14 protein-coding genes are annotated in these 13,679 nt (G+C 41.8%); 1 reads left to right on the top strand and 13 read right to left on the bottom strand.

Going from position 1 to position 13,679, the window contains the following annotated elements; genetic code table 11:
• Positions 1–20: 20 nt before the first annotated feature.
• The 3 genes from carA to HPS57_RS00275 form a co-directional block, all read right to left on the bottom strand.
• Positions 21–1,130 (bottom strand): glutamine-hydrolyzing carbamoyl-phosphate synthase small subunit, encoded by a 1,110-nt coding sequence (gene carA / locus HPS57_RS00285; protein ID WP_172179151.1) that lies wholly within the window; start codon positions 1,128–1,130, stop codon positions 21–23.
• 21 nt (positions 1,131–1,151) lie between these two features.
• A complete protein-coding gene (gene glmS / locus HPS57_RS00280) occupies positions 1,152–3,014 on the bottom strand; it encodes a glutamine--fructose-6-phosphate transaminase (isomerizing) (RefSeq protein WP_172179150.1) in 1,863 nt (620 codons plus the stop codon).
• 103 nt (positions 3,015–3,117) lie between these two features.
• The gene (locus tag HPS57_RS00275) at positions 3,118–3,891 is read right to left on the bottom strand and encodes a polysaccharide biosynthesis/export family protein (protein WP_172179149.1); all 774 of its coding nucleotides are present in this window, start codon (positions 3,889–3,891) and stop codon (positions 3,118–3,120) included.
• Positions 3,892–4,055: 164 nt separating this feature from the next.
• Here HPS57_RS00275 and HPS57_RS00270 point away from each other — a divergent pair, with 164 nt between their 5' ends.
• Positions 4,056–5,306, top strand: coding sequence for a type IX secretion system plug protein (locus tag HPS57_RS00270; RefSeq protein WP_172179148.1), 1,251 nt, complete (start codon positions 4,056–4,058; stop codon positions 5,304–5,306).
• Positions 5,307–5,445: 139 nt separating this feature from the next.
• On the opposite strand, the gene HPS57_RS00265 is transcribed toward HPS57_RS00270, so the two are convergent.
• From HPS57_RS00265 to HPS57_RS00220, 10 genes are all read right to left on the bottom strand, one after another.
• Positions 5,446–6,954: an amidophosphoribosyltransferase gene (locus HPS57_RS00265; RefSeq protein WP_172179147.1), complete on the bottom strand. Its 1,509-nt coding sequence runs from the start codon at positions 6,952–6,954 to the stop codon at positions 5,446–5,448.
• A 213-nt stretch (positions 6,955–7,167) separates the two neighbouring features.
• The gene (locus HPS57_RS00260) at positions 7,168–8,385 is read right to left on the bottom strand and encodes an HU family DNA-binding protein (RefSeq protein WP_256378273.1); all 1,218 of its coding nucleotides are present in this window, start codon (positions 8,383–8,385) and stop codon (positions 7,168–7,170) included.
• Positions 8,386–8,390: 5 nt separating this feature from the next.
• Entirely contained in the window at positions 8,391–8,678 is a 288-nt protein-coding gene (locus tag HPS57_RS00255) for an HU family DNA-binding protein (RefSeq protein WP_172179145.1), read from the bottom strand.
• 30 nt (positions 8,679–8,708) lie between these two features.
• Positions 8,709–10,013 (bottom strand): 30S ribosomal protein S12 methylthiotransferase RimO, encoded by a 1,305-nt coding sequence (gene rimO / locus HPS57_RS00250; protein WP_172179144.1) that lies wholly within the window; start codon positions 10,011–10,013, stop codon positions 8,709–8,711.
• 46 nt (positions 10,014–10,059) lie between these two features.
• Positions 10,060–11,010, bottom strand: a complete 951-nt coding sequence (gene ftsY / locus HPS57_RS00245) for a signal recognition particle-docking protein FtsY (protein ID WP_172179143.1) — start codon at positions 11,008–11,010, stop codon at positions 10,060–10,062.
• Positions 11,011–11,021: 11 nt separating this feature from the next.
• A complete protein-coding gene (locus HPS57_RS00240) occupies positions 11,022–11,942 on the bottom strand; it encodes a DMT family transporter (protein ID WP_172179142.1) in 921 nt (306 codons plus the stop codon).
• Positions 11,943–12,036: 94 nt separating this feature from the next.
• Entirely contained in the window at positions 12,037–12,192 is a 156-nt protein-coding gene (locus HPS57_RS00235) for a DUF4295 domain-containing protein (RefSeq protein WP_135939817.1), read from the bottom strand.
• A gap of 20 nt (positions 12,193–12,212) precedes the next feature.
• Complete coding sequence (gene rpmG, locus HPS57_RS00230; protein ID WP_135939818.1) at positions 12,213–12,401, bottom strand: 50S ribosomal protein L33; 189 nt, start codon at positions 12,399–12,401, stop codon at positions 12,213–12,215.
• 5 nt (positions 12,402–12,406) lie between these two features.
• The gene (gene rpmB, locus HPS57_RS00225; protein ID WP_135939819.1) at positions 12,407–12,670 is read right to left on the bottom strand and encodes a 50S ribosomal protein L28; all 264 of its coding nucleotides are present in this window, start codon (positions 12,668–12,670) and stop codon (positions 12,407–12,409) included.
• Between the two features lie 166 nt (positions 12,671–12,836).
• Positions 12,837–13,514: a peptidylprolyl isomerase gene (locus HPS57_RS00220; protein ID WP_253946417.1), complete on the bottom strand. Its 678-nt coding sequence runs from the start codon at positions 13,512–13,514 to the stop codon at positions 12,837–12,839.
• Positions 13,515–13,679 lie beyond the last annotated feature (165 nt).

The following is a 13,679-nucleotide window of genomic DNA, read 5'->3' as shown; positions in this document are numbered from 1 at the left end:
ATGTAAACAGACCAAGGGCCTTAAAGCAATTCCACGAATCTATCAAACATAAATTCTGTATCAACAGGGCCAGAACATGCTTCAGGATGAAATTGGGCAGAGAACCAAGGAAATTTCTTATGCTTTATACCTTCATTAGAGCCATCGTTCATATTGACGAACAAAGGTTCCCAATCAGAACCAAGTGTCTTTGCATCAACTGCATACCCATGGTTTTGTGATGTAACAAAGCATGTCTCTGTGCCAACCATACGTACAGGCTGATTATGTGAACGGTGTCCATACTTTAGCTTATAAACAGTTGCCCCAGCTGCCTTTGCCAACAACTGGTTGCCCATACATATTCCCATAATAGGACGCACGCCACAGTCTGCTTTCTTGCTTTCACGCTCAATGAACATGCGTATATTGTCAACAGCCTCAACACACATGTCCGGATCACCAGGTCCATTAGCAAGAAACAACCCGTCGAATTCCATGTTAGTAAAGTCATAGTTCCAAGGAACTCTTACTACATTTACTCCACGATTGATAAGGCATCTTATGATATTTGCCTTGACGCCACAATCAACAAGCACGACAGTTTTTGCTTCGTTTGGTGTTGCCACATTTGCCGCATAATGAATAATTTCTTTGCATGAGACCTTATCTACAAAGTTTACACCATTATATTCTGCTTCCGGAATATTGTCAGGCTGGTTGTCAAAAAGAATTTTACCCATCATTACACCGTTTTCACGCAAGACTTTTGTCAGTTCACGGGTGTCAATGCCTGTTATGCCTGGAATTTCTTCACGCTTGAGCCAATCCGAGAGACTCTCCTTGGCATTCCAATGGCTATAGCTCTCACTGTAATCGGAAACAATTAATGCCTTAGCGTAAATCTTATCACTCTCCATGAATGTAGCGATGCCATTTTTTTCGAACGAAAATGCCGGCACACCATAATTACCCACCAAAGGGAATGTAAGCACCATTATTTGGCCTGCATATGATGGATCCGTAAGAGATTCAGGATAGCCCATCATTGCTGTGTTGAAAACAACCTCACCAGCAACCGGATTCTCATAACCGAATGATTTGCCGTGAAATTCTGTACCGTCCTGAAGGACAAGTGTTACATCTTTCATTTTTAATATATATAATAAAAATCACTCTACTGTTACAGACTTTGCCAAATTACGTGGTTGGTCGACATTAAGCCCCTTTGCCACAGCGACATGATAAGACAACAGCTGTAATGGTATGACACTTAATAGAGGAGCAAGGCACGCCAAAGTCTGTGGAACTTCTATAACCTCATCTACCATTTTATTGATTTCCTCGTCACCTTCAGTAACAATTGCTATGATGTGCCCCTGACGAGAGATGACTTCCTGCATATTGGAGATATTCTTTTGGTAAAGGGAATGATGGGTTGCTATGAAAACAACAGGCATTTCCGCATCAATCAAAGCGATAGGTCCATGCTTCATTTCTGCTGCAGGATAACCTTCAGCATGAATGTATGATATTTCTTTCAGTTTCAGAGCACCTTCCAAAGCCACAGGATAATTCCATGCGCGACCAAGGTAAAGGAAATTGTGCGCATAGGTGAACTTCTGTGACAAAGCATGTATCTTGTCATTCTGCTCAAGAATCTTGTTAATCTTGTCAGGTATGGCAACAAGTTCATTTATAGTTTCCTCATATTCCTCTTGTTCAACAGTTCCCTTTGCCATGCCAAGGGCAAGTGCTATCATTGTGAGAACAACCAACTGACCGGTAAAAGCCTTGGTGGATGCGACACCTATCTCCGGTCCGACATGGATGTAAGTACCAGTGTCCGACTCGCGTGCAATGCTGGAGCCAACACTATTGACTATTCCAAATATAAGAGCACCCTTCTCTTTTGCCTGTCTGATTGCTGCGAGAGTATCTGCAGTTTCTCCGGACTGTGATATTGCCATTACGACATCATTAGGCTCTATGACAGGGTCGGAATAACGGAACTCCGATGCATACGCCACTTCCACAGGAACACGGCAGAAATGTTCTATCAGCTGCTTGCCTATCAGACCTGCATGCCATGATGTTCCGCAGGATACAATGACAATGCGCTTGGCCTGTAAAAGTTCACGACGATGGTTCTTCACTGCAGACAGAAGGACTTCCGGCTGGTGAGAGTAAGGAGACTCAATGATTCTGCCACGCATACAATCCTTCAAAACATTCGGCTGGTCAAAGATTTCCTTTAACATAAAATGAGGGAAGCCCTCATGATCAAGCATAGACAAATCCACATCAACCTCCTTCACAACAGCGTCAGTAGCCTCACCATTCAGTTTGAAGACTTGCAACGGTTTGCCGCACTCCATAATAGCCATCTCCTCATCATTGAGATACACAATCTGCATTGTGTACTCTGCTATTGGGGAAGCATCTGACGCAAGGAAGAATTCAGAATTGTCCTCTACCACACCAACTGCCAACGGTGAAGATTTCCTTGCTGCTATCAATTGTTCAGGATGGCGACTGTCAATAACCGCTATAGCATATGCACCAAACACTTGGTTCAACGCACCGCGTACGGCTGTGGCAAGGTTGACATTGTTTGTCGTCATTATATAGTCTATCAACTGCACAAGAACCTCTGTGTCTGTTTCGCTCTTGAACTTGTATCCACGTTCCATAAGCTGCTCACGAAGAGTAGCATAATTCTCTATTATACCATTATGTACAAGAGTAAGATTGCCGGACTGTGACACATGAGGATGGGCATTCGCCTCACTTGGTACACCATGTGTAGCCCAACGTGTATGGGCGATTCCTACACAACCTGTTGTATCACCTTTCTCTGCAACAGCTTCCAATACAGATACTTTTCCTTTGGCTTTATAAACTCCAAGGTCGTTATTTTCATTTATCAGTGCAACTCCTGCACTGTCATAGCCACGATATTCAAGTCTTTTAAGTCCCTTAATAAGAATAGGATAAGCTTGTCTTTGTCCAATGTAACCTACGATACCACACATAATATTTTACTTTATTTTATAATTAACTTGAGTTTTATTTGATTATGAGAAAGTAATTTATGAAATTAAAGAGATACAGGCATTTCCTGTATCTCTTTATATTTTATCTTGCAATACTTATTACTAAAGAAGCTATTGATACCAATGATGTTATAACCGTCAACCATATTGTTGTAGAGGTGCCTATGGCAGAATTACCACTTTTCACTTTATTTGGTTCAACATAAATAACATCATTCTGCTGAAGATAGAAATAAGGTGAATTAATTATATTTGCATCAGTAAGATCCAGCCGATGCATTTTCTTCTCACCTTTTTCATCCTCCCTTATAAGCAATACATTATTACGCTTTCCGTAAATGCTCAAATCACCTGATTCGGCAATAGCCTCAAGAATACTCATCTTTTCTGCCGATACAGGAACAACTCCAGGACTTGATACTTCTCCAAGAACTGTTACACGGTAATTTGCCATGCTTACCTTGACCAATGGGGATTCCTCTTTTAAGAAATAAGGTTTCAGTTTGGCAGCAATCATATCCTGACATTGGTTTTTTGTCAGTCCTGACACATGAAGTTTACCCAATATAGGGAATTCTATATTACCATCATTATCAACAAGATAACCGTTATTACTTGTACCTCCAGCTCCCTGACTAGAAGTAATATTAAATGGAGCAGAAGCCTGCGCGTCTGTAGTGTGTACAGAAATAGACAGCAGGTCTTTCGGCATTATTTTTGCATCATACAACATACGAGAAGCCTCAAGGCTTACCTCATCTGCATTCTGAAAATAGACAATCTTTTTAGAAGTTCCACAACTCATAAGAGTCATCACTGCAATCAGGAGAGGGAAAAAGAAATATATTTTTTTCATATACTATAATGTAAATTTTATGCAAAGATAATAATTTTTACTACAACCTCCAAACTTTTAATAAGAAAAGTATGTTTATTTTTTACAAAACTTTATTTTGTCGGTTGAGTGCTATTTTTCAATTAATTTTTGTATCTTTGCAACAGCAATATTAAAATCATGTCATGGAACAAAAATATACAATTATAATAGTAGCAACATACCTCTTTTCACTGATACCTACTTACATCAGTGCTCAACGCCATGAAATCCTCTCACCAGAGATAAAGTCTCTTGAAATTGTTGCGGACCAGAACTGGCTTGGATTACCTATCATTTCTCTCAGACGCGATGAAAGAATAAATATAGAATTTGATGACCTTACACATGATTATCACCGATACACTTACAAACTCGAACATTGTGAGGCGGATTGGACACCAAGCAAAGGACTTTTTGAGACAGATTTCATTGATGGATTTTACAATGGGCTGACAATTGATGACTACCAAGAATCCATAAATATGGCTACACTCTACACCCATTACCGTCTCCAGTTACCTAATGAACAATGTCGCTTAAAACTCTCCGGCAACTACAGAATCACAATAACAGATGACAACTCTGGAAAAGACATAGCAAAATGTTGCTTTATGGTTATAGAACCAAAGTTCAGTGTAGGTATTGACATGACCACAGCAACAGATATTGATTTTAACAATGCACACCAACAACTCACTGTTCGTCTCTCATATAATAATGTCAGAATACAGAACCCTGATAACCAAATAAAAACAATTGCTCTGCAAAATAATAGGTGGACAAGCGCACGATGGCTGCCACGCCCGACATTCCGCTCTGCTGATGGAATGGAATGGAAGCATAGCAAAGATTTGATTTTTACAGCAGGAAACGAATACCGAAAATTTGAGTTTCTTGACCTCCATAGAACCTCCATGGGAGTTGACCATACGGATTTCGACGGAGAGAACTATCATGTATGGCTATTCACCGACAAACCACGCCCGAATTATGTCTACGACGAGGATGCCAACGGAGCATTCTACATTCGCAACACTGACAACATAAACAATGACACAGAATCAGAATACTTTATTTGCCATTTCACATATGACTCACCACGACCATTCAAAGGTGATGTCTACCTTAATGGCCAATGGACAAACGACCGTCTACTAAATGAGTATCTTATGGAGTATGACCCAGAACACAAGCAATACCATTGCGCTGTCAAACTTAAAATGGGATATTACTCATATCAATACCTCCTCCGCCAGAATAATGGAGAAACAATAACACTACCAACAGAAGGCAACTACCACCAAACGGAGAATCGCTATTCGTGCCTGGTTTATTTCCGCCCGACAGGCGGACGTGCAGACTTACTCTATGGCTTTGGTGAACTGACACGTTAACAATGCTAATGCCAAAGATTCTTCAAGTAAAGTTTGCAAATTCTCTTTCCGCCTCCTCTATTCTATAATCCAATAGAGCGGTACTAAAAATACCCTTGTACCACTATTTTTAGGTACAAGGGCTATAAAAGTTTAGAAATTATTTTATCGTATGACTCGAACTTCCATCAAAACAATGGGTACATATCTTGCACTTTGGCAAACCTATAGCTTCTATAATATCCTCTATTTTTGTGAAACGCAAGGAATCAAGATTTAGTCGTTTCGCTATCTCTGCAACCATTGCCTCGTATTCAGGAGAGCCTGTCTGTGCATATTGATGCAGACGCTCGTCAGAGATTTCCATCTCAGACACATCATCTCCTTTTGTTCCACCAGAAACATCACTCAATTGTGTTGCCTTTGTTCTTCCTGACTCAAAATCCTCAATAACACGACGTGTTATAAGTTCCAGAACATTCTTTGATGCAGAAAAGTTTATGAATGGGCATGCCCATATAAGCGGCGGACAGGCAATGCGCATGTGAACCTCCTTTGCACCAAGTTCTTTGAGAATCTTCGTGTTTTCACGCAGCTGTGTTCCGCGGACAATGGAGTCATCGCAGAAAAGGCAACGCTTGCCTTTGAGCATGGACTCGTTTGGAATCAACTTCATCTTCGCTACAAGGTTACGTGTCTCTTGGTTAGTTGGCATGAAAGAACGTGGCCATGTAGGAGTATACTTTGAAATTGCGCGCTGGAAAGGAACATGATGACCAGCAGCATATCCCACAGCCATGCCTATACCCGAATCAGGAATTCCGCCTGCACAGTCAATCTCTGTATCATCTTCCTCACCCATAGCAAAGCCTGTCTGATAACGCATTTCCTCTACATTCTTACCTTCATAGATTGATGTAGGGAAACCATAGTATATCCACAGAAAAGAGCAAACTTGCATTTGCGTCTCCGGTTTACGCAACTGTTGCATGCCGCCAGCTGTCAGTCGCACAATCTCACCCGGTCCTATAAAATGAGAAATTTCAAAACCAAGATTAGGGAAAGCTGTGGTCTCAGACGTTACCGCCATGGCTTCAATGCTGCCATCAGTGTCTTTCCTTTGTCCAACAACAATCGGTGTCCTGCCCCAAAAGTCACGTGCTGCTATTATTCCGTCCTCGGTTAGAATAAGCATAGAACAAGAACCTTGAACATTCTTGTAAACATTCTCAATTCCTGAGACAAAATCCTTGCCCTTGATTATCAAAAGCCCGATAAGCTCAGTAGGATTGATTCTGCCAGAAGAAAATTCAGAAAGCACCATGTTTTCCGCAAGCAGTTTGTGGGCAATCTCCTCTGCATTATTTATTCTCGCTACTGTAACGATAGCGAATCTGCCAAGATGAGAATTCATCAACAAAGGCTGGGCATCCGTGTCTGATATTACCCCAATTCCTTGCTCACCGAAAAATTTCGGCAACTCGTCCTCAAACTTAGTCCTAAAGTATGTACTCTCCAGATTGTGGATTGAGCGTTTGAAACCACCCGTCTCCTTGCTGTAAGTAGCCATACCTCCACGTTTTGTACCAAGATGTGATTGATAGTCTATTCCATAAAACAACTCCTCAACACATCTTTTCTTTTGAATCGTCCCGAAAAAACCACCCATTGTTTAGAGAAAATAATTTATTATTATCCTTAATTACTGCAAAGGTAATAAAAAATAATGAAATGGTTTTACCTCACTCTTTAGTTTTTTAAAACAATAACACTTTTATTGTTTAAGGACAATAAAAACAATCGCCCAACTCCAATGCGATGCACTGTATGTGGACGATTGTTTGTCTTATGAAATGTCGAGTGTATATTTCTACATTGAGCTTTATTGCTTTTTCTTCTTGAGTATGAGAGAAGGTATCTTTATTTTTTGTCCTTCACGCAATTCTTTCGCTCCGCCATTGACAGCTTCTACATAGCATTCCATTCCAGGACCTAAATATGTCTTTGAAATGCTTTCAAGGGTCTGCCCCTTTTTCGCAGTTACAGTTTTTTCTATGCCGGTGATAATATAGGCTCCTGTACGTATTCTCGGGTCGGAATCGTATGAATTTACAAGGATTTCCTTTTCCGGACTCTTTGACGGTTCTACTGTTGGCTGTTGTGAAACCTCTGCTTTTGGCTGCTCCACATGGATAGTATCTTTCTTTTTGACAGCTACTGGCTTAGGAGCGCTTTTTACAACTTTCCTTATAACAGTCTTTTTCGGAGGAACATTTGTCTGAGAGGTTGCAGCATGTTCTGTGGTCATCGTCATGCGACCTGTAAAGAATCCAGCTACAAAAAAGGCGGCAAGGAGCACACTGTAAAGGAAGAACATCATCTTCTTGCCTGATCTGTCAGAAGACGGTTTGTCATCTTCGGCATTTTGTTCTGGAGATTCTTCTTCCGTTGCATTTGTCTTCGACAGTAAGGATTTAATGTCTGAAGCGTTTATGTTTTCCGAGTCTGTTGCAACAACCTCTTCTTCAACCTTCCGCTCATCTTCAGGAATGGTTTCATGTTCTTGGTCCAGAATTTCCTCATGATTGCCAGAAATCATCTCCTGATTCTCTGGAATAGCCTCATTACTTGCTGAACCAATATTCAGATCCTCAGGAACAGTCGGTATAATCTGTACATTAGTTATCTGATTAGAAGGTTTTGGCATAGCTTCTTGCATGCTCGGTTCTATACGAGGTTCATCGGAAATTCCCACTTCGTCATTTGCAGGATTTTCCATATCATCAAAGACAACCCCATCATTGAGCACGACTGTCTCGAAATGTCCGAAAGGTTTATTGACCGCTTCAGCCATAGCCTTATCCGGTGTGAAAGTTATCTTCTCATGAGAATCAATCAAAACCCTTTCACCGGTATTCACATTAATACTACTGCGTGATTTTACTGTCTGAACCTTAAATGTGCCCAGTCCTTTGACTTTCACCTGATCATCGGAATGCAGGGTGTATTTTATGAGGTCAAACATTGCATAGACAAACTGTTCTGCCTCCGCACGTGTAAGTCCCTGTCGTTCAGACATCGTGCGTGCAAGTTCTTTCATCGTACTCATTCTACTCCTCCTCTCTTCATATTATCCTTAACATTTGCAGCAGGCTTAAAGTTAAGCACAATCTTTGGAGGAACAAGCATACGCTGTCCAGAAGAAGGATTAACAATGATACGTTCTGTACGTTTCTTAGGTTCAAAAGTGCCAAAATTAGCGACAGTGACATTATCACCATCGTCGAACGTTGCAGACATGGCTGCTATGACAGCATTGACCAAAGTCTGTGTCTTCTCTTTGCCAATACCTGTATTTTTTGCCAGAGTAGCTATAAATTCCTTATTATTCACAGTCTGTATGTTTATGGATAATGAGCAAAACTATTCCACAACCGCTGCATAGAGGTCAAACTCCTCGGCAGCGGTTATGGTGACATCATAGAAACATCCTTTGCGGAGAGTTTTCTCACGAGCAGGCACAAGAACTTCCGGGTCTACTTCCGGCGAACTGAACTCTGAACGGCAGATATAATAGTCACCTTCTTTTCTATCAACAACGACAGTCATCGTTTTTCCGATAAGCTTTGCCTGCAACTCTGCAGAAATGTTCTGCTGCACACGCATAAGCTTGTCAAGCCTCAGTTGCTTTGTCTCGGAAGGAATATCATCTCTATAATGCAAGGCACTGTATGTACCCTCTTCTTCCGAATAGGCAAATGCGCCCATACACTCAAAGCGTGCCCATTTGACAAAATCAACAAGTTCACGGAAATCCTCATCAGTCTCTCCAGGGAAACCAACCATGAGAGTTGTGCGCAAGTGTATTCCGGGAACAGCTTCACGAAGGCATTCTATAAGTTGCATCGTCTCATCCTTTGTAGTATGGCGATGCATACGTTCAAGCATATTATCAGAGATATGTTGCAGTGCAATGTCAAGATACTTGCAGACATTCTTGTGCTTACGCATCACGTCAAGGAGTTCCATTGGGAATTGATTAGGATAAGCATAATGGAGACGTATCCATTTCACTCCTTTCACATGAGCTATTGCATCGATAAGTTGTGCTATACGACGCTCACCATACAGGTCTATGCCGTAATATGTCAGTTCCTGAGCTATGACATTGAATTCACGGACGCCATTGGCTACAAGAAGACGAACCTCGTCAAGGATGTCCTCCATAGTACGGCTCTTGTGCTTTCCTGTGATAAGAGGAATAGCACAGTAAGCACAACGACGGTCACACCCTTCACTTATTTTGATATAAGCATAGTGCTTGGGAGTAGTTGTGAGTTTCACATCACCATCATTGAGATTGCAGCCCAGTTCCGGTAATGAGTCGGCAAAGTCCTTGAAATCAAACTTACCGTAATACTTGTCTACTTCAGGTATTGACTCCTCCAAATCAGCGAGATACCTTTCTGACAGACATCCCATGACAATGAGTTTTCCTATCCGTCCTTCAGCCTTTGCTTCTGCAAGTTCCAAGATAGCATTAATGCTTTCTTCCTTTGCATCACCAATGAATCCGCAAGTATTTACAACAACATATTCACCCTCAGGAACAGTTGGCTCATGACGTACATCATAGCCTTTCTTTCCCAAAAGACGCATCAAAGACTCACTGTCAACAAGATTCTTTGAGCACCCCATCGTGATTATGTCAATTCTTCCTTTTATCATATCAATATAATAGCTTCAACAACACGACATTAAACTTATAATGTCCTTATTTCTTGCCAAACAGAGAGTCAACAAAATTCCTGCGGTTGAACAACTGAAGGTCTTCCATATTCTCACCAAGTCCGATATATTTCACAGGGACTTTCAACTGGTCAGATATTCCGATGACAACTCCTCCTTTCGCTGTTCCGTCAAGTTTTGTTATGGCAAGGGATGACACTTCTGTAACAGCGGAGAACTGTTTCGCCTGCTCAAAAGCATTCTGACCTGTAGAGCCGTCAAGGACGAGCATAACTTCGTCAGGTGCTTCAGAAACAACCTTTCTCATGACATCCTTGATTTTTTTGAGCTCATTCATCAAGCCCACCTTGTTATGAAGGCGTCCGGCAGTATCAATGATTACAACATCTGCACCATTCGCCTTTGCTGAGGCAAGTGTGTCAAACGCGACACTTGCCGGGTCTGCTCCCATTTGCTGCTTTACAACCGGCACACCTACCCTTTCTCCCCAGATAACTATCTGTTCGACAGCTGCCGCACGGAATGTATCCGCAGCACCGAGGTAAACCTTCTTGCCGGCACGCTTGAACTGATATGCCAGTTTGCCTATTGTAGTTGTTTTGCCTACACCATTAACTCCCACGACGAGAATAACATACGGCTTATGGTCAGAAGGGAGATCCCAATCATCAAGGTCACCTGTATTGTTCTCCTCAAGTAAAGAGGCAATTTCCTCACGGAGGATATTATTAAGTTCTGATGTGGAGACATACTTGTCACGCGCCACACGTTGCTGTATGCGTTCTATGATTTTAAGTGTAGTGTCAACTCCGACATCTGATGTTATCAGCACCTCTTCGAGGTCATCAAGCACATCATCATCGACAGTGTTCTTTCCGGCAATCGCACGGCTGATTTTCTCAAATACACTGGTCTTGGTCTTTTCAAGCCCCTTGTCAAGAGTCTCTTTTTTCTTAAAAATACTGAATATTCCCATGAGTGGTGTTTTTATTTATTGTCTCTGTTTACTATCCACACACCGACAAAAATCAATGCTGTGGCAACAATGGTCTGCATGCTAAGCTGTGCCAATCCGAATATTACTGCATAAGTGGCAGTTACGACAGGTTGCAGGTAATTGTACATAGCCACCGTTGTCGGTGACACTTGCTTCTGACCAACCGGAAGGAGGAGGAATGCAAGGAATGTTGCAAAGGTGATGATATACCCAAACTCTATCCACATGTCTGTTGACAGCAATGTCCAGTCAAGTGCCATAACGTCCGGTACATATAGCGGCAACATTATTACAGCGGAAATCAGGAACATCCATTTCATCAGTGTGAATGATGAATACTTTCCAAGAATATCACCGGAAAACACAAGATAGATGGCTCCGCATACCTGGCTCAATACGAACAGAGTGTCACCAAGCACCGGATTGCTGACATGCATCGCAGTATTTACATCGCTGCCGAATACAAACAGTAACATACCGGCAAACCCGAGGATTGCTCCTAAGTTTTTTATCCATCCCACCCTCTGCTTCAGGAAAACAACTCCTAATACCAAAGTAAAGAATGGTGTGATACCACATAATACCGTTCCGTCGACCGGGCTGGCGTACTTCAATCCTAAAGTGATGAATATCTGATTGGCAGCGATAATCATCAGTGAAGCATTCAAGATTTTCAAATAGTCCTTCTTCTCAATATGCTCTTTGGAAATAGTATGGGAAGGCTTTACAATACGGAATACAGCCCAAAGCACCCAAAACAACGCCGCTGCACCGGCTGTCTTTATGCCGGCAAGAATGAGGGGTGGTATAATCTGCGCATTCAGCAAATCTTTACATAACGGAGCATATAACCCCCATATAACGTTTGCACCGATAAGTGCAGCATGTCCTTTGATTTTTCCCAATCCCATATCTAATCAGAAAATCCGCACAACGCTCTGCGTTGCAGAACTTTGTGCGGACAAAAGTATCTTTTTCGAATATTACGGTGAAAGAAATCTTGATTTATTTGAAGAAATCCTTTACGTCCTCGTTCTTGACCATCTGCTCATCAAAAATATAAGCACCGGTCTTAGGACTTTTCACCATCTTAATAACCTTAGTGTAAGCGCGACCATCCTGCTTGCCTTCGTGGAGGGTTGCGACCGCTTTCTTTGCCATTGTCTAATCGGTTTAATGGATTATTTAATTTCCTTATGCACAGTCATGCGCTTAAGGATTGGATTATACTTCTTGAGCTCCATACGCTCCGGAGTGTTCTTTCTGTTCTTAACAGTTACATAACGGCTTGTTCCAGGAAGACCACTTTCTTTCATCTCAGTGCACTCGAGGATAACCTGCACTCTGTTGCCTTTAGCTTTCTTTGCCATTTTGATTATTCTCCTATAACTTTAATGTCCTTCCAATCAACATAACCGTTTGCCACAGCCTTCTTGAGAGCTGCATCGAGACCGATTTTGTTGATCAGACGCAGACCAGCTGCACTAATCTTAAGTGAAATCCAGCACTGTTCTTCTACATAGTAGAATTTCTTGCTGAAGAGGTTTACGTCAAAGCTGCGCTTTGTGCGGTGCTTTGAGTGGGAAACATTGTTGCCTATCATGGCTTTCTTTCCCGTAATCATACAAACTTTAGACATTTCTATCCTAAATTTTTGCGTTTCTAATTGATACTTATTCCAAACAGAATGCAAAATTACATATTTTTTGTGAGAACGCCAAGAGTATGCAACCGTAATAAGTTGTATTTATTTTTTTTTAACACTACATTCTCTAACACTTTCCGTCTCATGTACAAAACGGAAATCATTCATCTTCCAGCATATAAGCCTTGATGATACGCACATCTTTCACCGGACGGTCATTGGCATCAGTATCAACCCATTGAATGTCTCGCACAATGTCAATGCCTTCTACGACTTCGCCAAAAACCGTATATTGCCCATCAAGATGCGGAGTGCCTCCTATGCGTTTGTAGACCTCTCTGGCTTCCGGTGTAAGCACGACTTTTCCTCCTGCAGACGCATCAAGTCGTGTCTGCACCTTATCCAGCATATCATCATTGAAACGTGTTCCGTAAACGATGTAGAATTGATATGCCGACGAAGCTCTCTGTGGATTGACAGCATCGCCTTCACGTGCCATGCACAACGCTCCACGCTTGTGCAAAAGTTCAGGGTAACGAATCTCTGCAGGTACTGTATAAGGTTCCGAGGTGTCGCCAAGCAATTCTCCGGGAGCAGCAGAGCGGCTTGTAGAATCGCCAGCCTGAATCATAAACTTATTTATGACACGATGGAACAGCAGTCCGTCATAGAACCCTCTGTTCACCAACGACTTGAAGTTCTTGCTATGTAGCGGAGTCTCATCGTATAGTACCACCTTGATGTTTCCCAATGTAGTCTCTATCACAATCCGAGTCCTGCCGTCATTCTCACCTTGGGCAGCAAGAGGCAAGAGAATGATTGTGGATGCAAAGAACAAAACTGTGGTGCGAAGGCAGGCACCTAAATGCAAAACAATATTTCGCAAAAAAATTGACATGGATAAGGATTTTTATTATTATAGCAACATTAAGTCATGACATGACATTATTTATATAGAACAGACCGTAATCTGTCATGAATCTATATGGTATTCGTTTTCATT

Origin of the sequence: Palleniella intestinalis (genome assembly GCF_013166595.1) — a bacterium.
GTDB classification, from domain to species: domain Bacteria; phylum Bacteroidota; class Bacteroidia; order Bacteroidales; family Bacteroidaceae; genus Prevotella; species Prevotella intestinalis.
Note: the sequence above shows the minus strand (reverse complement) of the source record. Positions and strands in the feature narration are given on the sequence as shown.